This window comes from Mycobacterium sp. E802, from assembly GCF_001666875.1.
Lineage (GTDB): Bacteria > Actinomycetota > Actinomycetes > Mycobacteriales > Mycobacteriaceae > Mycobacterium.
Map to the genome: position 1 here is coordinate 31498 of NZ_LZJD01000099.1, position 22344 is coordinate 53841.

Annotated in this window: 25 protein-coding genes and 2 pseudogenes; 18 read left to right on the top strand and 9 right to left on the bottom strand. The window is 66.0% G+C overall.

What is annotated here, in order from left to right; all coding sequences use genetic code 11:
* Positions 1 to 61 precede the first annotated feature (61 nt).
* From A5699_RS15090 to A5699_RS15100, 3 genes are all read left to right on the top strand, one after another.
* Positions 62 to 544, top strand: coding sequence for a DUF4126 family protein (locus tag A5699_RS15090; protein WP_067770597.1), 483 nt, complete (start codon positions 62 to 64; stop codon positions 542 to 544).
* A gap of 3 nt (positions 545 to 547) precedes the next feature.
* Positions 548 to 1924 carry an FAD-containing oxidoreductase gene (locus A5699_RS15095; protein ID WP_067770600.1) on the top strand — a complete coding sequence of 459 codons (1377 nt, stop codon included), beginning with the start codon at positions 548 to 550 and terminating at the stop codon, positions 1922 to 1924.
* Between the two features lie 147 nt (positions 1925 to 2071).
* On the top strand, positions 2072 to 2422 hold the full coding sequence (locus A5699_RS15100) for a hypothetical protein (RefSeq protein ID WP_157561276.1): 351 nt from the start codon (positions 2072 to 2074) through the stop codon (positions 2420 to 2422).
* 25 nt (positions 2423 to 2447) lie between these two features.
* On the opposite strand, the gene A5699_RS15105 is transcribed toward A5699_RS15100, so the two are convergent.
* From A5699_RS15105 to A5699_RS15115, 3 genes are all read right to left on the bottom strand, one after another.
* The gene (locus tag A5699_RS15105) at positions 2448 to 2807 is read right to left on the bottom strand and encodes a nuclear transport factor 2 family protein (protein WP_067770604.1); all 360 of its coding nucleotides are present in this window, start codon (positions 2805 to 2807) and stop codon (positions 2448 to 2450) included.
* A 134-nt stretch (positions 2808 to 2941) separates the two neighbouring features.
* Complete coding sequence (locus A5699_RS15110) at positions 2942 to 3742, bottom strand: thioesterase family protein (protein ID WP_067770606.1); 801 nt, start codon at positions 3740 to 3742, stop codon at positions 2942 to 2944.
* Positions 3739 to 4566 carry a RecB family exonuclease gene (locus tag A5699_RS15115; RefSeq protein ID WP_067770608.1) on the bottom strand — a complete coding sequence of 276 codons (828 nt, stop codon included), beginning with the start codon at positions 4564 to 4566 and terminating at the stop codon, positions 3739 to 3741. The genes A5699_RS15110 and A5699_RS15115 overlap by 4 nt, the downstream gene beginning before the upstream one ends.
* A gap of 85 nt (positions 4567 to 4651) precedes the next feature.
* Here A5699_RS15115 and A5699_RS15120 point away from each other — a divergent pair, with 85 nt between their 5' ends.
* Positions 4652 to 5557 (top strand): tRNA (adenine-N1)-methyltransferase, encoded by a 906-nt coding sequence (locus A5699_RS15120; RefSeq protein ID WP_082957723.1) that lies wholly within the window; start codon positions 4652 to 4654, stop codon positions 5555 to 5557.
* A 123-nt stretch (positions 5558 to 5680) separates the two neighbouring features.
* Here the strand turns inward: A5699_RS15120 and A5699_RS15125 are convergent, their stop codons facing one another.
* Genes A5699_RS15125 through A5699_RS15135 form a run of 3 tightly spaced genes read right to left on the bottom strand, consistent with a single transcriptional unit; the run spans position 5681 to position 7032 of the window.
* Positions 5681 to 5974, bottom strand: a complete 294-nt coding sequence (locus tag A5699_RS15125) for a DUF503 domain-containing protein (RefSeq protein WP_067770610.1) — start codon at positions 5972 to 5974, stop codon at positions 5681 to 5683.
* A gap of 6 nt (positions 5975 to 5980) precedes the next feature.
* A complete protein-coding gene (locus A5699_RS15130; RefSeq protein WP_067770612.1) occupies positions 5981 to 6520 on the bottom strand; it encodes a hypothetical protein in 540 nt (179 codons plus the stop codon).
* Between the two features lie 8 nt (positions 6521 to 6528).
* Entirely contained in the window at positions 6529 to 7032 is a 504-nt protein-coding gene (locus A5699_RS15135) for a hypothetical protein (RefSeq protein WP_067770614.1), read from the bottom strand.
* Positions 7033 to 7177: 145 nt separating this feature from the next.
* Between A5699_RS15135 and arc the strand changes: the two genes are divergently transcribed.
* Positions 7178 to 8980, top strand: coding sequence for a proteasome ATPase (arc, locus tag A5699_RS15140; RefSeq protein WP_067770616.1), 1803 nt, complete (start codon positions 7178 to 7180; stop codon positions 8978 to 8980).
* A gap of 27 nt (positions 8981 to 9007) precedes the next feature.
* Here the strand turns inward: arc and A5699_RS15145 are convergent, their stop codons facing one another.
* Positions 9008 to 9904 carry a LysR family transcriptional regulator gene (locus A5699_RS15145; RefSeq protein WP_067770618.1) on the bottom strand — a complete coding sequence of 299 codons (897 nt, stop codon included), beginning with the start codon at positions 9902 to 9904 and terminating at the stop codon, positions 9008 to 9010.
* Between the two features lie 36 nt (positions 9905 to 9940).
* On the opposite strand from A5699_RS15145, the gene A5699_RS15150 reads away from it, so the two are divergent.
* The 11 genes from A5699_RS15150 (at position 9941) to A5699_RS15200 (ending at position 18723) form a co-directional block, all read left to right on the top strand.
* The gene (locus A5699_RS15150; RefSeq protein WP_231965726.1) at positions 9941 to 10960 is read left to right on the top strand and encodes a DMT family transporter; all 1020 of its coding nucleotides are present in this window, start codon (positions 9941 to 9943) and stop codon (positions 10958 to 10960) included.
* Positions 10961 to 11300: 340 nt separating this feature from the next.
* On the top strand, positions 11301 to 11846 hold the full coding sequence (gene ectA / locus A5699_RS15155; RefSeq protein ID WP_067770651.1) for a diaminobutyrate acetyltransferase: 546 nt from the start codon (positions 11301 to 11303) through the stop codon (positions 11844 to 11846).
* A 48-nt stretch (positions 11847 to 11894) separates the two neighbouring features.
* Positions 11895 to 13181 (top strand): diaminobutyrate--2-oxoglutarate transaminase, encoded by a 1287-nt coding sequence (gene ectB / locus A5699_RS15160; RefSeq protein ID WP_067770622.1) that lies wholly within the window; start codon positions 11895 to 11897, stop codon positions 13179 to 13181.
* A gap of 13 nt (positions 13182 to 13194) precedes the next feature.
* Positions 13195 to 13587 (top strand): ectoine synthase, encoded by a 393-nt coding sequence (locus tag A5699_RS15165; RefSeq protein WP_067770624.1) that lies wholly within the window; start codon positions 13195 to 13197, stop codon positions 13585 to 13587.
* Positions 13584 to 14462 carry an ectoine hydroxylase gene (thpD, locus tag A5699_RS15170; protein WP_067770626.1) on the top strand — a complete coding sequence of 293 codons (879 nt, stop codon included), beginning with the start codon at positions 13584 to 13586 and terminating at the stop codon, positions 14460 to 14462. The genes A5699_RS15165 and thpD overlap by 4 nt, the downstream gene beginning before the upstream one ends.
* Before the next feature lie 9 nt (positions 14463 to 14471).
* Positions 14472 to 15980, top strand: coding sequence for a depupylase/deamidase Dop (gene dop / locus A5699_RS15175; protein WP_067770628.1), 1509 nt, complete (start codon positions 14472 to 14474; stop codon positions 15978 to 15980).
* Between the two features lie 105 nt (positions 15981 to 16085).
* A complete protein-coding gene (locus tag A5699_RS15180; RefSeq protein WP_003880265.1) occupies positions 16086 to 16280 on the top strand; it encodes a ubiquitin-like protein Pup in 195 nt (64 codons plus the stop codon).
* Positions 16277 to 17116, top strand: a complete 840-nt coding sequence (gene prcB / locus A5699_RS15185; RefSeq protein WP_067770630.1) for a proteasome subunit beta — start codon at positions 16277 to 16279, stop codon at positions 17114 to 17116. The genes A5699_RS15180 and prcB overlap by 4 nt, the downstream gene beginning before the upstream one ends.
* Positions 17117 to 17848: a proteasome subunit alpha gene (gene prcA, locus A5699_RS15190; protein ID WP_067770632.1), complete on the top strand. Its 732-nt coding sequence runs from the start codon at positions 17117 to 17119 to the stop codon at positions 17846 to 17848.
* Positions 17849 to 18037: 189 nt separating this feature from the next.
* On the top strand, positions 18038 to 18292 hold the full coding sequence (locus tag A5699_RS15195; protein WP_067770634.1) for an antitoxin: 255 nt from the start codon (positions 18038 to 18040) through the stop codon (positions 18290 to 18292).
* Positions 18289 to 18723, top strand: a complete 435-nt coding sequence (locus A5699_RS15200; protein WP_067770636.1) for a type II toxin-antitoxin system VapC family toxin — start codon at positions 18289 to 18291, stop codon at positions 18721 to 18723. Before A5699_RS15195 ends, A5699_RS15200 begins: the two co-directional genes overlap by 4 nt.
* A gap of 42 nt (positions 18724 to 18765) precedes the next feature.
* Here A5699_RS15200 and A5699_RS15205 read toward each other — a convergent pair whose 3' ends face one another.
* Complete coding sequence (locus A5699_RS15205; RefSeq protein ID WP_067770638.1) at positions 18766 to 19890, bottom strand: hypothetical protein; 1125 nt, start codon at positions 19888 to 19890, stop codon at positions 18766 to 18768.
* A gap of 145 nt (positions 19891 to 20035) precedes the next feature.
* Here A5699_RS15205 and pafA point away from each other — a divergent pair, with 145 nt between their 5' ends.
* Positions 20036 to 21394, top strand: a complete 1359-nt coding sequence (gene pafA, locus A5699_RS15210) for a Pup--protein ligase (protein WP_142253857.1) — start codon at positions 20036 to 20038, stop codon at positions 21392 to 21394.
* A 16-nt stretch (positions 21395 to 21410) separates the two neighbouring features.
* A pseudogene (locus tag A5699_RS15215) lies at positions 21411 to 21797 on the top strand (helix-turn-helix transcriptional regulator); the annotation flags it as partial.
* A gap of 3 nt (positions 21798 to 21800) precedes the next feature.
* Here A5699_RS15215 and A5699_RS30300 read toward each other — a convergent pair.
* Positions 21801 to 22253 (bottom strand): annotated as a pseudogene (locus A5699_RS30300) (WYL domain-containing protein); the annotation flags it as partial.
* Positions 22254 to 22344 lie beyond the last annotated feature (91 nt).

Genomic DNA, 22344 nt, shown 5'->3' on the forward strand with positions numbered 1-22344 from the left:
CGTGCCGCGTCGTTCTGCGTGTTAGCGTCCGGGGGACAAGTCCAGGCCCTCGGAGGTTGCCGTGACGCATTTTCTGGTTCTGTTGTTGGCGCTGCTGATCGGCGTGGTGGCCGGTCTCCGGGCTTTCACTGCGCCGGCCGTCGTGGCCTGGGCCGCCACATTGAGCTGGATCAACCTCGACGGCACCTGGGTGGAATGGCTGGCGCATCCGGTCACGGTCACCGTGTTGACGATTCTTGCTGTGGGCGAACTGGTTACCGATCAACTGCCGAGCACGCCGAGCCGTAAGACGGCGGTGCAGTTCATCGCCCGGCTGATCACCGGTGGTTTCGCCGGGGCGGTGATCGGCACCGCATGGGGATACACGTTCGGCGGCCTGGGTGCGGGTCTGATCGGCGCGGTGCTGGGCACCCTCGGTGGCTATGAGGCGCGTAAGCGTCTGGTCGCCGCCACCGGCGGTCGTGACCTGCCGATCGCCTTGGTGGAGGACGCCGTTGCGGTGCTTGGCGGTCTCGGCGTCGCCGCGCTGACCGCGGTCGTCTGAACCATGGCGCCCGCACGCAATTTCGACGCCATCGTCATCGGTGCGGGCCAAGCCGGCCCACCGCTGGCCGGTCGGTTGACCTCGGCGGGGCAGACTGTCGCGGTGATCGAACGCAAGCTGGTGGGCGGAACCTGCGTCAACTACGGCTGCATTCCCACCAAGACTCTCGTTGCCAGCGCGCATGCTGCCCACATGGCGCGCCGCGGGGCTGACTTCGGTGTGCGCACAGGCGAAGTCGTCGTCGACATGGCCAAGGTGAAAGCCCGCAAAGATGCGATCATGCTGGCCGACCGCCGCGGCGTCGAGGATTGGCTCGACGGCATGGACGGCGCCACCCTCATCCGCGGACATGCCCGGTTCGTCGACCCGCACACCATCGATGTCGATGGTCAATTACTGCGGGCCGAGCGCATCTTCCTCAATGTCGGTGGGCGCGCAGTGGTTCCCGACTTTCCCGGCCTGGACGGCATCGACTATTTGACCAACGTCGGTGTCCTGGACCTCGATGTGCTTCCGGAACATCTGGTAATCGTGGGCGGCAGCTATATCGCACTGGAGTTCGCGCAGATGTACCGCCGGTTCGGTTCGCGCGTCACGGTAATCGAGAAGGGCCCGCGGCTGACCTCGCGCGAAGACGAGGACGTCTCGGCCGCCATCGCCGAAATCTTGCGGGCCGAGGACATCTCGGTGGTGCTCGACGCCACGGGTATCCGGTTCACCAAGCGCGACAACGGCTTCGAAGTCACGCCTCGCGATGGTGCGGATCCGATCTGGGGAACCCATCTGCTGCTCGCGGTGGGACGCGCACCCAACACCGACGACCTCGGGCTGGAGAACGCCGGCGTGGACGTCGACCGGCGCGGCTACATCGTCGTCGATGATCAACTCCGCACCACCGCCGAGCACATCTGGGCGATGGGGGACTGCAACGGCAAAGGGGCGTTCACCCACACGTCCTACAACGACTACGAGATCGTCGCGGCCAACCTTTTCGACGACGATCCCCGCCGCGTGAGTGACCGCGTCACCACCTATGCGCTCTACATCGACCCGCCGCTGGGCCGGGCCGGCATGACCGTCGACCAGGTGCGGGCATCAGGCCGGAAGGCGTTGGTGGGCAAGCGCCCGATGACCCGGGTCGGGCGGGCCGTGGAGAAGGGTGAGACGCAGGGCTTCATGAAAGTGCTGGTGGATGCCGAGACCGAGGAGATCCTCGGTGCGGCGATCCTCGGTGTGGGCGGGGACGAGGTGGTGCATTCGATCCTCGACGTCATGACCGCCAAACTGCCCTACACCGCGATATCGCGGACCATGCACATCCACCCGACGGTCAGTGAGCTGGTGCCGACGATGCTGCAGGAGCTGAAGCCACTGGAGTGAGCGACCCACTGCGTTGAACGCGTGGTGATCGTCAGCGGCGGATTTCAGCGACGTCAGCGTCAATTACCAAAGGCGGGTGGGAAATTCGATTTCGTCCTCACGCGGTAGCCAGGCGTGTAACCATCGGCCTTGGCGTGAGGAGCAAAGATGAGAATTGCAGTTGCCGCCGTGCTGATCGGGATGGCTGCCATGGGTGTGGCCGCCCCGGCGAACGCGAACCCCAACTCAGATGATCCCAATTGTGTCGCGGAGCCGTACCTGGCCGAGTGCACGGACAGCGGATTCGGGGCGCCCACCGGTCCGTCTGATTCCGCATGCATTTCGTCGCCGATCGATCCGGTGTGCGCGGGAGGTCCGTACGCGCCGCCGGCGCCGGCCATGCCGCCGCCGGTCGGCAGCGATCTGCCGGGCAGCATGATGCCCGACGGAATGCCTTACGGCAGTGGTCCGCCTCCCGGCATGCCTGGGAGCATTCCGGGAATGCCGGGGAGTATCTGAGCTGCGATCTGTTCGGCGCTGAAAGTTATTCGGCCAGCAGTGCGGTAACGGCCGACGGATTCTTGTAGAACACGTCGAGTTCGGTGATCAGGCCTTCTCGAACCGTCACCACCTCGGTCACGGCCATTTCGGCAGTCGCTCCAGAGGCGCGTGCCGTGAAATTCAGGCGGTAGTGGAGCGCCACCGTGTCGTGGTCGGCGATGTACCGCATGTCCGGGCTCGGTGTGAGCTCTAGCACCGTGAACATCTGCGCGATGAGATCGAAAAAGCCGTCGGGGCCGAGGTAGTCGCCGCGGTACGGAACGTCCCCGGCCGCATGGATCACGAAATCGTCGTGCAGCAGCCGTCGAGCATCATCGAACCTGGCTTCCCCGATCGCACTCACGAACTCCTGTACGACCGTCCGAGAACGTTCAGTTTGAGATGTCATCGGAGCCCCCAGCCTCGGCGTGACCTATCGTCCCTTGTGCCAGTATGAGCGGGATCGCGTCAGCCTGAGACGCTGTTGGACCAAAGCATCTAACCTGGCGCGCGCATCACCAACAAGGTTTGCGCGGAGGTGCCGATAAATCCTTGGCGGTCAAAGATTTCCGCTGTGGTCACGCCGATACCATCCGGACCGATCGAACCACGGGCCCGAACGGCGAAATCGGAGCCGACCGGGAGCCGGTGCAGATGCACGGAGGTGTCGGTGTTCATGAAGATGAACTTCTGCGGATCCAACGCCGCACCAATGCCATTCGCCGAATCCACCACGAGCGCCAGGCGTTGCAGGGCCGTCGTCTCTTCGTCGTCGACCACGGGCGTCAGCGGACTCATCCACGCCACAGCGGCCTCACCTTCGGTGGTGCGCTGGCGTCGCCACGTCACGGTGTCGAGGTAACCTGCAGCGCCCTCCCAACTGTGCGCCACCTCGGCGGCCTCACCCTCCAGCAACGGTGGGAAGCGGTCGGTGGCCACATCACTGGTGTCACTGGGCGCCAATAGCCAGGCCGTCACCCGAGCGACTGCACGCCACGAGCCGTCCGCGCGGGCCGCCTCCATCTCCGAGACGGCCATCGAGATCCGGCTGCCGGGCCGATCGACCCATGCCCGAACCCGCACGGGTGCAACGGGAATCGCGCCCAGGATGTCGAGCGTCAAACGCCCGACCCGCAGACCCGAACCAGCGGTCAACTCTTCGATCGCCTTGGTCAGCAGCGCCAGCGGCGGTGAACCGTGCTGAATCGCCGGATCCCAGTTGCTCCGGGTGTCGGCGGTGGACTCGAACAGCTGATACTCACCATCGGCACCGAGCCGATGATAGTGACACCCGATCATGCAGCTCCTGATTCTGGCCAGCCCGGATACGGTGGCGGCGTGCCTCCGAACGCCGGGCACAGGTTCTGGTGTGCGCACCACGAGCACAGCCGCGACGGGTTGGGCCGGAAGTCTCCGGTGGCCCCGGCCACCTGGATGGCCTGCCAGATCGCCATCAGCGTGCGCTCAAACCGCAACAGCTCGTCGTGGCTGGGGGAGTAGTCGAGCACCTGACCGTCGGCGAGGTACAACAACCGCAGCCGCGCCGGCATCACGCCGCGCGACCGCAGCAACGCCACGGCATAGAACTTCATCTGGAACATCGCTTTGAACTCAGCCTGCGCCCGTGCCGCCGGCGGCGCTTTGCCGGTCTTGTAGTCGACCACCCGCAACTCGCCCGAAGGCGCGACATCGATCCGGTCGACGAATCCGCGCAACAGGGTGCCGTCAGCCAACTCGACCTCGAGGCGGTGCTCGCAGCACTGTGGATCGAACCGCGTCGGATCCTCAAGCCGGTAGTACCCCGACAACAACGCGCGTGCCTCGGTGAGCAACGTGGCCGGGTACTCGGTTTCGGCCAGCCCGGGTTCGGCGGCGAGGACCTGCTCCCACGCCGGCTCGATCAGGGTCAGCGCAGTGTCGTGCACCCGCTCGGCCGCCGGAAGTCCGTAGAGCTGCTCCAATGCGGCATGCACCAGCGACCCGCGCAGCTGTGCGGTGGACCGCGGCTCCGGAAGTCGGTCGATGGCACGGAACCGGTACAGCAACGGACACTGCTTGAAATCGCCGGCCCGCGACGGTGACAACGCCGGGCGGCGGGGCGTCGAAGCCGGTTCCTCACTCACATCCGCAAGCCTAGGACCGGGCACCGACAAAAATGAGCAACCCCCACGCACCCGGCCGGTGTGGCTACTGGCAGGCTGGACGTCCGTGGCAGCGAAGAGACCGACCGGACCGTTTGCCGTTGGCGACCGGGTACAACTCACCGACGCCAAGGGCCGGCGCTACACGATGGTGCTCAACCCCGGCGGAGAGTTCCACACTCATCGCGGCATCATCGCGTTCGACAACGTGATCGGGTTGCCCGAGGGCAGCGTGGTCAAATCCACCAACGGCGATCAGTTCCTGGTGCTGCGCCCGCTGCTGGTCGACTACGTGATGTCCATGCCGCGCGGGGCGCAGGTGATCTATCCGAAGGACGCCGCGCAGATCGTGCACGAGGGGGACATCTTCCCGGGCGCACGGGTGCTGGAGGCCGGTGCCGGCTCGGGTGCGCTGACATGCTCGCTGCTGCGGGCGGTGGGACCCGAGGGACGGGTGACGTCATACGAGATCCGTGACGATCACGCCCCGACCGCCGAGCGCAACGTCATCACCTTCTTCGGTGAGCGCCCGGAGAATTGGGACCTGGTGGTCGCCGACCTCGCCGACTACGACGGGCCCGAGATGGACCGGGTGGTGCTCGACATGCTCGCCCCTTGGGAGGTGCTGCCGGCCGTGGCCAAGGCCCTGGTGCCCGGCGGTGTGTTGATCGTCTACGTCGCCACCGTGACGCAGCTGTCGCGGGTCGTGGAGGCGCTGCGCGAGCAGCAGTGCTGGACTGAGCCGCGGGCCTGGGAAAGCATGCAGCGCGGCTGGCACGTGGTCGGTCTGGCGGTACGCCCGGAACACAACATGCGCGGGCACACCGCTTTTCTGGTTAGTGCGCGCAGGTTGGCGCCCGGTGCAGTGGCCCCGGTCCCACTGCGCAAGAAGCGTCAGCTTGCCGTCGAGGCAGTGGAGTCCGTGGAGTCCGTGGAGGCAGTGGAGTCCGAGGAGGCCGAGTCGGGCGCCTGACGGCCCAGTCGTCTACGCCGCTTTCTGCCCCACGGTCGCGCCTCGGCGGGAATCACCGCCCTCAGGTAGAAAACGGCGCGCGGGGCGCTGAGGAAAACGCGCGTGGGGCAAGCGTCCGGCGTCTCAGTCGTCGCTGTGGTGCAGACCCCGACGGGTCGACAGGAGTTCGAGTTCGGGCCGGGAGGCCACCATGCGTTCGGCGGCGTCGAGCACCTCCACCACATGAGCACGGTTGGCGGCCACGAGCGCCACGCCGATGCCGGCCCGACGATGCAGGTCCAGTGAACCGCTCTCGGCGGCCGAGACTGCCAGCTTGCGCTTCAGTTCGGCGATCACCGGCCGGATGACCGAGCGCTTTTGTTTGAGCGAATGCACGTCACCGAGCAGCAGGTCGAACTCCAGCCAGCCGATCCACATACCGGCTCAGCGGGGTGGGGTGGTGGCGGGCGGGGGACCGCCGGCGCCCATCACCAGTAGGAGGTCGGCGGTGTGTCTGGTCAATTGCCAGCCGTCGCCGTGCGGGGTGAACTCCATCGGGAACGTGAACTGACGCTCGTCGTCGGTGCCGGCGGTCACCTTGACGGTGGCCACCACGTTGTTCGGCTCCGTCGGGGACCAGGCCAGATCGGTGGCCTCGAAGGTCAGCGGGGAGAAGCCGTTGTCAGCCAGCGCGCGGCTGAACTTGTCGAGTGCGGCGGCGTCATCGGCGGTGCCCTGTTCCACCAGAACCACTTTGTCGCCCCCGGGAACGTTGACATCGGCCAGCCGGTACAGCACGCCGGTCAGCGCATCGGCGGGCGGCAGCGGCGCAGCGGGCGGCTCGGCCGGCGCCGCTGCGGGCATCGACGTGGTCGGTGCCGGGTGTGACCTTTTCGCGGGATGATCGTCGCTACTGCACCCGCAGAGCCCAAGTGCCGCCACAATCGTGGCGGCACTCAGGACTGCGATACGGCTGCGGTTCAACTACCTACTCAGCCGACCGAGGACAGCAGGTTCAGGGCCGACCCCTTGGAGATCTGCCAGCCGGTCGGGCTCGGGCCTGCGACGAACTGGATGTTCTGGGTCGCGGTGCCACCGAGGGCCGAGGTCGCGGTGACGTCCGCGAACGCCACGCCACCCTGATCTTCGATGTTGGCGACGTTGAAGGTGAGCGGGAACTTTCCTTCGGCGGCGGCCTTGTTGTAGGCGCGGTCGGCGGCGATGCTCTCGATCCGGCCGATCCCGCCCTGGATGTAAGGCGCCTTGCCGCTGAACGAGCCAGGGCCGGCGAGCGCCTGAAGGGTCTGGACCAGTGGTGACTCCAGTTGCGGTGCCGGCGCGGCCGGCAGGGGTGCGTCGAACACCACCGGCTGGATGGCCGGGGTCGCCGACATACCGCTGGATGCAATTGATGTCACACCCGCCGCTGCTCCGCCCACCACGGCGGCGGCTGCAGCTGCGGTGATAAAGCCGGTAACGAGGGATTTCGGGGTCACGACTGTCCTTTCGATCGGACCAATTGAACTAAGAGGCTAACAGTGCTGCTGGTGTGTCTAATTCCTAGAGCGCACACAATGGCTGAATCGCCGGTAGCGTTGAAGTTGTTACTGCACCAACTTACGGTGCGGGAGGGAGCGCAATATGAGTGAGTCAGAGCGTTCGGACATGTCCGGCGACGATGCCGCCGAGTTGGAGGCGCTGCGTCGTGAGGCCGCTGTTCTGCGTGAGCAATTGGAGAACGCGGTAGGGCCCCAGAGCGGACTGCGCAGCGCCCGCGACGTCCACCAGTTGGAGGCGCGCATCGACTCGCTTGCCTCTCGCAACGCCAAGCTGATGGACACCCTCAAAGAGGCACGCCAACAGCTGCTCGCGCTGCGTGAGGAAGTCGACCGGCTGGGCCAGCCACCCAGCGGGTACGGCGTGCTGCTCGGCACGCACGAAGACGACACCGTCGACGTGTTCACCTCAGGCCGCAAGATGCGACTCACCTGCTCGCCGAACATCGAGACCGCCACGCTCAAGCAGGGGCAGACGGTCCGGCTCAACGAGGCGCTCACCGTGGTCGAGGCCGGCACCTTCGAGGCCGTCGGAGAGATCAGCACCCTGCGCGAGATCCTGGCCGACGGGCACCGGGCCCTGGTGGTCGGGCACGCCGATGAGGAACGCATCGTCTGGCTGGCCGAGCCGCTGATCGCCGCCGCCGACCTGCCCGAAGGCTACGAGGGCGCGCTCGATGACAGCCGCCCCCGCAAACTGCGTCCTGGCGATTCGCTGCTGGTCGACACCAAAGCCGGGTATGCCTTCGAACGCATCCCCAAGGCCGAGGTGGAGGACCTCGTGCTCGAAGAGGTGCCCGATGTCAGCTACAACGACATCGGTGGCCTGGGCCGGCAGATCGAGCAGATCCGCGACGCCGTGGAACTGCCGTTCCTGCACAAAGAGCTCTACCGCGAGTATTCGCTGCGGCCGCCCAAGGGGGTGCTGCTCTACGGCCCGCCCGGTTGCGGCAAGACGCTGATCGCCAAGGCCGTGGCGAATTCGCTGGCCAAGAAGATGGCCGAGGTGCGCGGCGACGATGCCCGCGAGGCGAAGAGCTACTTCCTCAACATCAAAGGCCCCGAGCTGCTGAACAAGTTCGTCGGTGAGACCGAACGGCACATCCGGCTGATCTTCCAGCGGGCCCGCGAGAAGGCCTCCGAGGGCACCCCGGTGATCGTGTTCTTCGACGAGATGGACTCGATCTTCCGCACTCGCGGCACGGGCGTCAGCTCTGACGTCGAAACCACCGTCGTCCCACAGCTTCTCAGTGAGATCGACGGTGTGGAGGGGCTGGAGAACGTCATCGTGATCGGCGCCTCCAACCGCGAGGACATGATCGATCCGGCGATCCTGCGACCCGGCCGCCTCGACGTCAAGATCAAGATCGAGCGGCCCGACGCCGAATCGGCCCAGGACATCTTCTCGAAGTACCTGACCGAGGACCTTCCGGTGCATGCCGACGACCTCGACGAATTCGGCGGTGACCGGGCCCTGACGATCAAGACCATGATCGAGAAGGTCGTGGACCGGATGTACGCCGAGATCGACGACAACCGCTTCCTGGAGGTCACCTACGCCAACGGTGACAAAGAAGTCATGTACTTCAAGGACTTCAACTCCGGGGCAATGATCCAGAACGTTGTCGACCGGGCGAAGAAGAACGCGATCAAGAGCGTGCTGGAGACCGGTCAGCCCGGTCTGCGTATTCAGCACCTGCTGGATTCGATCGTCGACGAGTTCGCCGAGAACGAGGACCTGCCCAACACCACCAATCCCGATGACTGGGCCCGGATCTCGGGCAAGAAGGGCGAGCGGATCGTCTACATCCGCACGCTGGTCACCGGCAAGAGTTCCTCGGCCAGTCGCGCCATCGACACCGAGTCGAACCTGGGGCAGTACCTGTAGCGCTGTCGGGGTCAGTGTCGATGTGGGCTACGGCGCGCTGATCTCGGCGGCGGCGGCAACGAGTTCGTCGAGCACCGCAGCCACGGCAGGACGCGTCCGCGCGCCCGCTCGGGTGATCGCCTGCACCTGACGGGCCACGGTGATGTCGGTGATCGGTACCCGAACGAGGTCGCGGGCCAGCATCACGTAGCGGGGCATCAGGGCGATGCCGGTGCCTGCGTGCACTAATTCCTCGACGACGCGGAAATCGTTGATCCGCTGACTGATTCGGGGTTGGACGCCGGACAGGATGGCGATCGAGTTGAGCACGTCGTCGACCATCAGTCCGCCCTCGACACCGATCCAGTGCTCGTCGGCCAACTCCGCGAGCCGGACCTCGCCCTGACCGGCGAGGTGGTGCCGGGGCGGCAGGAGGACATCCAACGGTTCCCGTAACAACGAGGTTGCCTCGAACCGCGGACCCCACGCGGACCGGTCTCGCTCGTCGCGGTGCACCACCACCACGTCGAACTCGGCCAGTTGTGCCGGTGCCCGCGCTGCCGGGACGTCGACATCGCGTCCGCGTACCTGCACGCCCCGTGTAGCTGCCCGAATGATCAACGGCGCCAACAACATCGCCGCTCCCGAGGGGAAGAAGGACACGCTGACCGTGCCGTGCGGCGTGCTGCGGTAGGTGTCCATCTCAGCGCGGGCGCGGTCCAGCGCGGCCAGCACGGCATCGGCGTGGCCGACCAACATCTGCCCGGCGTCGGTCAGGCGCACGCGCCTGCCGTCGGGTTCGATCAGGATCACGCCGGCCTCGCGTTGCAGGATCTTCAGTTGTTGTGAGACGGCCGAGGGCGTCATCGACAGGGCCCGGGCCACGGCGGAGACCGTGCCGTGGTCCGCGAGTTCGCGCAGCATGCGCAGACGGCCCGCATCCATGAAGAAATACTACATATATTTGTCAAAAAGATTAGCTTGACTGAACTATATGCCGCCGCGACGCTGATCGACATGACCCGGCGTTCTCTCGATGTCTCCCTGCTGGCCGTGGCGGCGTTGTGGGGGTCGAGTTATCTGGCCACCAAGGAAGTCGTCGGGCCGGCATCGGTTTTCCCGATTCTGGTGCTGCGGTTCGCGTTCGCGACCGCCGTGCTGGCCGGTGTTCTGGCGCGCCGGCTGTCAGGGTTGACGAGTGCCGAGATGGTCGCCGGTGTCGTCGGCGGGACCTTGTTGACCGCCGTCTGCGCCGCCGAGACCTACGGGGTCACGATGACTTCGGCCTCGAACGCGGGGTTGATCATGGCGCTGACCATCGTGGCCACCCCGGTGCTGCAGCGCAGTCCCGTCGGCCGCCGCTTCTACCTCGCGGCGACGCTTGCGGTGATCGGTTGCACGTTGTTGACCCAATCCGGCGGCTTCACCGCGGCGCGACTGGGAGACCTCGTCATCGTGATCGCCGCCCTGCTGCGTGCGATTCACGTCATCACCCTGGCGCGGCTGTCCGAGAGGGCCGGAACCGACGCCGCGCGAACGACTTTAATTCAGCTCCTGACGGTCGCCGTCGTGTCGACGATGTTGTGCGCGGCGACGGGGCAGTCCATGTGGACGACGGCGACAGGCCTCGATATGGCCCAATGGTCCCTCGTCGGCTACCTGGCATTGGGATGCACGGTTTTCGCGTTCCTGGTCCAGTTGCGGGCGCTGAGAGTGACCAGTCCGGCCCGGGTCAGCCTGCTGTTGGGCACCGAGCCGATGTGGGCTGTCCTGCTCGGCATCGTGATGGGTGGGGATCCGGTCACCGGCACCGGAATCGCCGGTGCCGTCTTGGTGATCGCCGGCACCGGTTGGGGGCGGCAGGTGCTGACGCTCGCACACGACGGATCGCGTGGCGTTGCCCGATCTGGCCCTCGGCGACCGCTGATGCCGCGGGCCGGCGGCGAATCGGCAAGCCACTCCACCGTCCATTCCAGGTGCATTCCGGGCGCCGATAATTAGAAATTTATTGGAATTCCTCCCGACCCGGAATAGGTGGGAAATCTCTCGAATGCGTCACGTTTCACCCGCCGGCGCACCGATGTGAGGTCGGGCCGGTCCGGCGTCGACGACCAGCACCGCCCAGGCAAATGTAACGATCCGATAACGGTGGCAAATCTTATCTGAGATCTAATAATTGCCGGGTTTCTGCAGGTCAGTGTGGGTGTTCGCGAAGCCGTCCGAGCGCCACACGAGGCCGTGGCGCTTGATCCGGGCAATGGGGTGTGCTTACGTCGATGGCACCGATGGCTTGAAACTGACGATGCTCGCTGAGAAGTTCGGTGGTGACTTTCAACTCGATATGCATGTTTTAGAAAGCGTTCCGGGACGCCATTCCCGGGAAGAATCCCTGCGCCCACCACGGGCCACCGATGCGCTTGGTATCCGCGATATCGCGGAATCCACCGGAGTGCTCGATCTGAATTCCACCTACGCCTATCTCCTGCTGGCGACAGATTTTGCTGCCACGTCAATCGTCGCCGAATGCGATGGTGACCTGCGCGGATTCATCACCGGCTACCACCCGCCTCCACGGCCGGACGTCTTGTTCGTCTGGCAGGTCGCCGTGGCGCCGTCCGCCCAGGGGGGCGGCCTGGCCAGCACCATGCTCGACGCACTCGTGCATCGGGTGCGGGCCCAACGCGACGGGCGCCCGGTCACCGTGGAAGCCACGGTCGCACCCGACAACGCCGCATCCCGCGCGTTCTTCGGCGCCTTCGCCCGCCGTCACGGGGTCCCGGTCGTCGAGGACCCGCATTTCGGGCGCGAGCTCCTCGATGCCCACGGGGCGCACGAGGACGAGCCCATCCTGCGGATGGGTCCGATCACCACGCCCCTGTCTCGCTGAAACCAGTTCGCCGATAACCAGTTTCATTTTGATTGGAAGGATTTTCCCTTGCTGCTCGCTTCAACAGAGCCGTTGACCGAGTCTGACCTGCCCGACGTGTTCAGCTCCGTCGAGTCCGAGGTCCGTAGTTATTGCCGCAGTTGGCCCACCGTCATGAACAGCGCCTCGGGCTCCTGGATGACCGACACCGAGGGCCGCACCTACATCGACTTCTTCGCCGGCGCAGGCGCATTGAACTACGGGCACAACAACGCCGCGCTCAAGGAGCCGTTGCTGCAGTACCTCGCCTCCGACGGGATCGTGCACTCGCTGGACATGGCAACCGCGGCCAAGCAGCGCTTCCTGGAGACCTTCGAACGGCTCATCCTGCAGCCGCGCGGCCTGGACTACAAGGTCCAGTTCCCCGGCCCGACCGGCGCCAACACCGTGGAGTCGGCGCTCAAGCTGGCCCGGAAGGTCACCGGCCGTGAGTCGGTCATCAGCTTCACCAACGCATTTCACGGCATGACCCTGGGAGCGCTGTCGGTCACGGGCAACTCGATGAAGCGTGCCGGAGCGGGGATTCCGCTGGTGCACGCCACGCCGATGCCGTACGACAACTACTTCGGCGGCGTCACCGAGGACTTCCAGTGGTTCGAGCGCGTGCTCGACGATTCGGGCAGCGGACTGAACCGGCCGGCCGCGGTGATCGTCGAAACCGTCCAGGGCGAGGGCGGTCTCAATGTCGCCCGGATCGAATGGTTGCGCGCACTGGCCGAACTGTGCCGCAAGCGCGACATCCTGCTGATCGTCGACGACGTGCAGATGGGGTGTGGCCGCACCGGACCGTTCTTCAGCTTCGAGGCCGCAGGCATCGTTCCCGATATCGTCACGCTGTCGAAGTCGGTCAGTGGTTACGGCCTGCCCATGGCGCTCACGCTGTTCCGCCGCGACCTCGACGTGTGGACGCCGGGGGAGCACAACGGAACTTTCCGCGGACACAACCCCGCATTCATCACCGCCACCGCGGCGTTGGAAACCTATTGGCAGACAGATAAATTCAGTCTGGACACGGTGGCCAAGGGCGAGCTCATCCGGGGGCGGCTGGAAGAGATCGGCGCCGCACACGACGGGGTGAATGCCCGTGGTCGGGGAATGGCCCAGGGCCTGCGGTTCGACGACGCGGATCTGGCCGGTCAGGTGTGCCGGGCCGCGTTCGACCGCGGTGCGCTCATGGAGACCAGTGGCCCGTCCGACGAAGTGGTCAAACTGCTTCCGCCGCTGACTGCTTCGCCCGCCGAACTGTCCGAGGGACTGGACATCCTCGCCGAGTCCGTCGCCGTCACGCTGGCCTGAGGAGGCTTGAAACATGATTGTTCGCACCACTGCTGAGATCACCGGGACCGACCGCGACGTCGCCGACGGCACCTGGCGGTCCAAGCGCATCATCCTGGCCGGCGACGGTGTGGGCTTCTCGTTCCACGAGACCACCATCGAGGCCGGTTCGGTCAACGAATTCCACTACCAGCACCATGTCGAGGCGGTGTGGGTGATCGAGGGCACCGGCACCCTGACGGATCTGAAAACCGGTCAGGAGTACCCGCTGGCCGACGGAACCATGTACCTGCTCAACGACCATGACCACCACCGGGTCACCTGCGACCAGCAACTGCGCATGCTGTGCGTCTTCAATCCGCCGGTGACCGGACGGGAAGTGCATGACGAGAACGGCGTGTACCCGGCGCCGCAATCGGTCGCATGAGCAGGCCAGATCCCTACCCGACCCGCCTCGACCACGCCATCGAGCCGATACCCCGGCAGGAGCCGTCCGTGTGGGGTACCGAGGCCGACGGGCCGTTGAGCCAGAGCCACCTCGACGGCTTCTCCGACTACGGCTACCTGGTGGCGCCGGACACGGTCTCCGGTGATTGGCTGCCGTTGCTGCGGCACGAATTGGACCGCATCGCAGCCGATCTGGATGACGACGATCCGCGGGTGATCCGTGAGCCGGGTGGGACGATCCGCTCGATCTTCGAACCGCATCTGCTCAGCGACCTGGTGGCCCAGGTCGTCCGGCTCGACACGGTGCTGCCGGTCGCCCGGCAGCTGCTCGGCGGCGACGTCTACATCCACCAGGCCCGGATCAACCTGATGCCCGGCTTCACCGGGACGGGGTTCTACTGGCATTCGGACTTCGAGACCTGGCATGCCGAGGACGGCATGCCGGCAATCCGTGCGGTGTCGTGCTCGATCGCGCTGACGCACAACTACCCGTACAACGGGTCGCTCATGGTGATCCCCGGATCGCACCAGACGTTCTATCCCTGCGTCGGTGCCACACCCGCGGACAACCACGACACCTCCCTGGTGGCCCAGAGCATCGGCGTCCCGGATCAGACGACCCTGACCAAGGCGGTCGACCAGCACGACATCCACCAGTTCACCGGTCCGCCCGGCACCGCGCTGTGGTTCGACGCGAACCTGCTGCACGGGTCCGGCTCCAACATCACGCCGCTGCCGCGGTCGAACGTGTTCCTGGTGTTCAACTCGGTGGACAACGCGCTGACCGAACCCTTCGCCGCGCCGCGGCCGCGACCCGAATACCTGGCGGCTCGGGGTGCGCAGGCCGTCACCTAGGCTGGCCTCATGCAACGGATCATCGGAACTGAGGTCGAATACGGCATCTCGTCGCCGTCTGATCCGACCGCCAATCCGATCCTGACCTCGACTCAGGCGGTGCTGGCGTACGCGGCGGCCGCCGGAATCCAGCGCGGCAAGCGCACCCGGTGGGATTACGAGGTCGAATCCCCGCTACGCGACGCCCGTGGATTCGACCTGTCCCGCGCCTCGGGGCCGGCGCCGATCGTCGACGCCGACGAGGTCGGTGCGGCCAACATGATCCTCACCAACGGTGCCCGGCTGTATGTGGATCATGCCCATCCGGAGTACTCGGCACCCGAGTGCACCGACCCGATGGACGCGGTGATCTGGGACAAGGCCGGCGAACGCGTGATGGAGGCCGCCGCCCGCCACGTCGCCAGCGTGCCTGGGGCGGCCAAGCTGCAGCTCTACAAGAACAACGTGGACGGCAAAGGCGCCTCCTACGGGTCGCACGAGAACTATCTGATGAGCCGGCAGACCCCGTTCTCGGCGGTGATCGCGGGGTTCACCCCGTTCCTGGTATCGCGCCAGGTCGTGACGGGCTCGGGCCGCGTCGGTATCGGGCCCTCCGGTGACGACCCGGGTTTCCAGCTGTCGCAGCGGGCCGACTACATCGAGGTCGAGGTCGGCCTGGAGACCACGCTCAAGCGCGGCATCATCAACACCCGCGACGAGCCGCACGCCGACGCCGACAAATACCGCCGGTTGCACGTCATCATCGGTGATGCCAACCTGGCCGAGACGTCGACCTACCTCAAGCTCGGTACCAGTTCGCTGGTGCTCGACCTGATCGAGGAGGGGCCGCAGTTCGGCCTGGACCTGTCGGATCTGGCATTGGCCCGCCCGGTGCACGCGGTGCACGTGATCAGCCGCGACCCGTCGTTGCGGGCCACGGTGGCGCTGGCCGACGGCAGGGAGATGACGGCGTTGGCGCTGCAACGGGTGTACCTGGACCGGGTGGCCAAACTGGTCGACGCCCGCGATCCGGATCCCCGGGCCTCCCACGTCGTGGAGACCTGGGCCCACGTGCTCGATCTGCTCGAACGCGATCCCATGGAATGTGCCGACCTCCTGGACTGGCCGGCCAAACTGCGGCTGCTGGAGGGATTCCGTCAGCGCGAGAACCTCAGCTGGCAGGCGCCGCGGCTGCACCTGGTCGACCTGCAGTATTCCGACGTGCGGCTGGACAAGGGCCTGTACAACCGGTTGGTGGCCCGCGGTTCGATGAAGCGTCTGGTCACCGAGCAACAGGTGCTCGACGCCGTCGACAACCCACCGACCGATACCCGCGCCTACTTCCGCGGTGAATGCCTGCGCCGGTTCGGTTCCGACATCGCCGCCGCCAGTTGGGACTCGGTGATCTTCGATCTCGGCGGGGATTCGCTCGTCCGGATTCCGACGCTGGAACCGCTGCGCGGAAGCAAGGCACATGTCGGTGCGTTGCTGGACTCCGTGGACAGCGCCGTCGAACTCGTCGAGCAACTCACGAACTGACGATCTGGACCGGTGAGCTATCCCGGGCAATCCGGATGATGACCGGTACTGTGGAAGAACCGGTTGGGCGGTTAGCCCGGCCGATGACAATTGCAGGAGGCAGCGATGGCTCAAGAGCAGACCAAGCGTGGTGGCGGCGGCGGCGAGGATGACGACCTGCCGGGTGCATCCGCTGCTGGGCAGGAGCGTCGCGAGAAGCTGGCCGAAGAGACCGACGATCTGCTTGACGAGATCGATGACGTGCTGGAAGAGAACGCAGAGGACTTCGTGCGCGCGTACGTCCAAAAGGGCGGCCAGTGACCTGGCGCGAAAACTTGTCCTTGCCTTTCTCGCAACCCCTCGAGCTGTCGTCCTTCTCCGAACTGCTGCGCCGGCAGGCCCCTGAACTGTTGCCGGTCAACCGCATCGCCGACGGCGGGATCACCACGACCAACGCGGTTCCGCACGGGACGACCATCGTCGCGATCAAGTACCGCGGCGGGGTGCTGATCGCCGGTGACCGCCGCTCCACGCAGGGCAACATGATCGCCGGCCGCGACGTGCAGAAGGTGTACATCACCGACGATTACACGGCCACCGGCATCGCCGGCACCGCCGCGATCGCCGTCGAGTTCGCCCGGCTCTACGCCGTGGAGTTGGAGCACTACGAAAAGGTCGAAGGCGTCCCGCTGACGTTCCGCGGCAAGGTCAACCGCCTGGCCATCATGGTGCGCGGCAACCTCGGCGCGGCCCTCCAGGGTTTCGTGGCGCTGCCGCTGCTGGTCGGTTACGACGTGGACGCCGCTGATGCCGAGAATGCCGGCCGGATCGTGTCGTTCGACGCCGCCGGCGGCTGGAACATCGAGGAAGAGGGCTACCAGTCGGTGGGCTCGGGCTCGATTTTCGCCAAGTCGTCGATCAAGAAGCTGTATCCCCAAGTGGTGGACGCGGACTCGGCCCTGAAGGTGGCCATCGAGGCGCTCTACGACGCCGCCGATGACGACTCCGCGACCGGCGGTCCCGATCTGGTGCGCGGCATCTATCCGACCGCGGTGACCATCGGGTCCGAGGGCGCAGTGGAGATCACCGAGGAACGCATCGCCGAGCTGGCTCGCGAGGTCATCGCGCGCCGGACCCGGACGGGCGGTGAGGGGTAAATGAGCTTCCCGTACTTCATCTCGCCCGAACAGGCGATGCGTGAGCGCTCCGAGTTGGCGCGCAAGGGCATTTCCCGCGGGCGCAGCGTGATCGCGTTGGTCTACGACAACGGCGTGTTGTTCGTCGCCGAGAATCCGTCGCGGTCACTGCAGAAGATCAGCGAGCTCTACGACCGCGTCGGCTTCGCCGCCGTCGGCCGGTTCAACGAATTCGACAACCTGCGTCGCGGCGGCATCCAGTTCGCCGACACCCGCGGCTACGCCTACGATCGTCGCGATGTGACGGGCCGTCAGTTGGCCAACGTCTACGCGCAGACACTCGGCACGATCTTCACCGAGCAGGCCAAGCCCTACGAGGTGGAGCTGTGTGTGGCCGAGGTGGCGCATTACGGCGAAACCAAGGCCCCTGAGCTGTACCGGATCACCTATGACGGGTCGATCGCCGACGAGCCGCACTTCGTCGTGATGGGCGGTACCACCGAGCCGATCGCCGCCGCGTTGACCGAATCCTTCACCGAGAACGCCGATCTGGGGGCCGCGGTCAAGATCGCGGTTCAGGCACTCAGCGCGAGCAGCAACGGCTCCGAGCCGCGGGTGCTCGGGCCGTCCACCCTCGAGGTGGCGGTGCTGGATGCCACGAGGCCACGTCGTTGTTTCCGGCGGATCACCGGTGCGGCTTTGGAAGCGCTTCTGCCGGAGCCGAATTCGGAAGCGCCGGACCCGGCCGAGTAGTAGGCGCCGCCATGGGGGAGGGCAAAGCGCAGCGCAGGCAGGAGCCCGGAAGTTATCGGCCGACGCCTGCACAATGGTCCCTTGCCGGTCTGATCCTGGCTTTCGTGGGGCAGGCCCGCGCGCGATCACCCGGTGATGCCGGTGAATCTGACAGCATGGCATCAAAAAATCTGATGCTATGCTGTCAAAATGCGGACCACGGTGACGTTGGACGACGATGTCGAGCAGTTGGTACGTCGTCGCATGGTCGAACGGCAGGTCTCGTTCAAAGTCGCCCTCAACGATGCGATCCGTGACGGAGCCGCGGGTTTGCCTGCGCCTCGCACGTTCTCCACCAGGACCGCCGACCTCGGTGTGCCCGCGGTGAATCTCGATCGCGCCCTGCAGATTGTCGCTGACTTGGAGGACGACGAGTTGATCCGCCGTCAGCATCGCGGCGCATGAGGATCGTCGATGCGAATGTGCTTCTGTATTCCGTCAATTCGTCCAGTGAGCATCACGTGGCGAGTCGCCAGTGGCTCGACGGGGCGCTGTCGGGTGCCGATGGTGTAGGCCTGGCCTGGGTGCCGATGCTGGCATTCGTCAGATTGGTGACGAAGGCGGGTCTGTTTCCTTCCCCGTTGCGTGCGGACGAGGCGTTGGGCCGCGTCGCCGATTGGCTGTCCGCGCCCAGCGCAGTTCTGGTCAACCCGACGCCGCGCCATGCGGAAATCCTCGGTCAGATGCTTGACGCCGCGGGAGTCGGCGGCAACCTGGTCAACGATGCCCATCTGGCGGCATTGGCGGTGGAACACCGCGCAACCATCGTGTCCTACGATGCGGACTTCGGACGTTTCGACGGGGTACGGTGGGATCGCCCAGACGATCTGCTGTGAGGTCACGCGCTTAGCGCGTCACCGCCGCATCGATATCGACCTTCAGCCCAACGGGAACCGCAGCTTCGCAATGGCGGTCTCATTCCACACGGCGGCGGTGATTTCGTCGGGGCGCACCGCGAACGTCTCGCCACCGTGCTGCAGCACCGTCACCGCCACCCGGGACAGCACGTCGTAACCGGTGTCGTCGTAGTGCAGCGCGCCGGTGGCGGCTTCGATGCGGCCCAAGACGTCGACAGTGAAGTTGTACACCAGGGTGTCGACCGCACCGGCGACCGCGGCCCGGGTGATGTCGCCGATGTCGGTGACCACCAACCCCCTGCTGAGGTCGTTGCCGAATTCGTCGACGCGGTCGCTGGCCCGCTCGGCGTTCAGGGCCGGCAGTGACTCGCGGATCGCGGCGTCGATCTGATCGGCCCGCAGTTCGTCTGCCGCGCCCGGCACCGCCACGATCTGCCGCTTGTGGTCGATCCTGCGGTACATGTCCAAAAGCGGATCGGTGGCGAACAGGTACAGCGGGCGGGTCGAGGACGGATCCAGCCTCCCGAGCTCGCCGTCCACCGCGTCGGCGACCCGCTTGGCGTACTGCTCCAACAACACCTTCTTGCCCTCGTCGCCCACCAGGCGGCGCACGTGGCCGCGGTCGCGCACCGTGGCGCGGTTGGTCGCATCGGCCACGTCGATCGCATGTTCGCCGGTGAGCTCGAGCTCCTCGGCTCGCGTGCGGGCCGTGGCCTGCCACAGGTTCCAGCCGTCGGCGGACAGCGTGAGCGCGTAGGCATCCTGCGGCGTGGTGACCGCCCGGACGAGTTGGCCGATGTCGAAGTAACGGCCCACCTGCAGCTGGCTCTCCAGGGCATTGGGTAGAACGTAGACCTCATGGAAATCGTCGGCGATGAAGATCGCCACCGAACGCGACAGGCTCAGCCACAGATCGGATTCGGCGATCTGAGTCCAGCGTGCCCGTAGTTGTTCTTCGACGGCGTGCTTTGCCCCGGAATCGCGGATCGTGCGCAACGCCCGGTCCATCGCGCTCTTGGCGGTCAGCAGGCTCTTGTCCCGCTCGTCGGGTCCCGGTGCGGTTTCGGCATACACCGTGATGGCGTGCTCGTGTGGCTCGCCGAGACGGATCAGGTCGGCAATGTCGGGTAGTTCGTATCGGGTCATCGACACTCCTTTGTGCGGACTCGAGTCCAACCTTATGCCTGACATGGGTGCTGACCAGGGACAAAAGTCCACAACCGAGAGCGCCGCGGACACGATGGCGGCGCTTGCCCACCGTTACCGTGGACCACCCCGTAAGCTCGATAGCGTGCAGCGACGAATCATGGGCATCGAGACAGAATTCGGTGTGACCTGCACGTTCCATGGCCATCGCCGGCTCAGTCCCGACGAGGTCGCCCGCTATTTGTTCCGGCGGGTGGTGTCGTGGGGCCGCAGTTCCAACGTATTCCTTCGCAACGGGGCTCGGTTGTACCTCGACGTGGGCAGCCACCCCGAGTATGCGACCGCCGAATGCGACAACCTGACCCAACTGGTCACCCACGACCGCGCCGGCGAGCGTGTTCTGGAGGACCTGCTGATCGACGCCGAGCAGCGGCTCGCCGACGAGGGCATCGGCGGCGACATCTACCTGTTCAAGAACAACACCGACTCGGCCGGCAACTCCTACGGCTGCCACGAGAACTACCTGATCGTGCGGGCCGGCGAGTTCTCCCGGATCTCCGATGTGCTGCTGCCGTTCCTGGTCACCCGCCAATTGATCTGCGGCGCGGGCAAGGTGCTGCAGACGCCCAAGGCCGCCACCTACTGCCTGAGCCAGCGCGCCGAGCACATCTGGGAGGGCGTCTCGAGCGCCACCACCCGGTCGCGCCCGATCATCAACACCCGCGACGAGCCGCACGCCGACGCCGAGAAGTACCGCCGGCTGCACGTCATCGTCGGTGACTCCAACATGTGCGAGGCCACCACGATGCTCAAGGTGGGCACCGCCTCGCTGGTGCTGGAGATGATCGAGGCCGGTGTGCCGTTCCGCGACTTTTCCCTGGACAACCCGATCCGGGCCATCCGCGAGGTCAGCCATGATCTGACCGGCCGCCGCCCGGTTCGGCTGGCCGGCGGTCGGCAGGCCAGCGCGCTGGACATCCAGCGCGAGTACTACAGCCGGGCCGTGGAGTACCTGCAGACCCGCGAACCCAGCAGCCAGATCGAGCAGGTGGTCGATCTGTGGGGCCGCCAACTCGACGCGGTCGAGAGCCAGGATTTCGCGAAGGTCGACACCGAGATCGACTGGGTGATCAAACGCAAGCTGTTCCAGCGCTACCAGGATCGCTACAACATGGAGTTGTCCGATCCGAAGATCAGCCAGCTCGATCTCGCCTACCACGACATCAAGCGCGGTCGCGGGGTGTTCGATCTGCTGCAACGCAAAGGCCTGGCCTCCCGGATCACCACCGACGAGGAGATCGACGCCGCGGTCAACACCCCTCCGCAGACCACCAGGGCCAAATTGCGCGGCGAGTTCATCAGTGCCGCACAGGAAGCCGGGCGGGATTTCACCGTTGACTGGGTGCATCTCAAGCTCAACGATCAGGCCCAGCGCACCGTGCTCTGCAAGGATCCGTTCCGGTCGGTCGATGAGCGAGTCAAGCGCCTGATCGCCAGCATGTGAGCTTTAAGCTCGTCTCGTGGCGGTATCCAAAGTCGAGCGGTTGATGAATCTTGTCATCGCCCTGCTGTCCACCCGGTCGTTCCTGCCTGCCGAGAAGATCCGCGCCAGTGTGGCCGGATACGCCGACAGTCCCAGCGACGAAGCGTTCTCCCGGATGTTCGAGCGCGACAAGAACGAGTTGCGCGATCTCGGTATCCCGTTGGAGACCGGCCGGGTGTCCAAATTCGATCCGACCGAGGGCTATCGGATCAACCGGGATTCCTACGAGCTTCCCCCGGTGCAGTTGAGTGCCGACGAAGCCGCTGCGGTGGCGGTGGCCACCCAACTGTGGCAGTCCCCGGAATTGGTCACCGCGACGCAGGGCGCGCTGCTGAAGCTGCGGGCCGCGGGGGTCGATGTCGACGGTGATCTCCTCCCCTGCGCGTCCGCCCAACGTGCGCGGCATGATCTCGGTGGCCTGACGACGCAGCGCGGTGGCCCGCCCACCGGCAATCCAGACGCGAGCTTGCTCCCCGGTGGGAAGTTCGGCCACCGCACGCGCGACGATCTCCCGCAGATTGACCCCCTCGGGCTTGGCCACCGCACCGGCCGACCCGACGGTGCTCACGTCGGCATCGATGCGCGACAGCCGGAAGGTACGGATGTCGTCGCGGTCGCGGTCATGCCCGACCAGATACCAGCGGCCGCGGTGAGTGACCACACCCCAGGGCTCGACGGTGCGGCTGGTGTGCTCGGCACTACGCGAGGCCCGGTGGCGAAAGCGCACCGCATGACCGGAGTCGATCGCCGACAACAGGATTCGCAACACCTCTTCGGAGCCTCGCAGCCCGGGCAACGTCGCGGTCGATGCGATCGCCACCCCCGCACCTTCGGCGTCGACATCGACCCCCGCGGCCCGCAGCTTCAGCAGCGCGCCCTGCGTCGCGGTGACCAATTCCGGGGACTGCCAC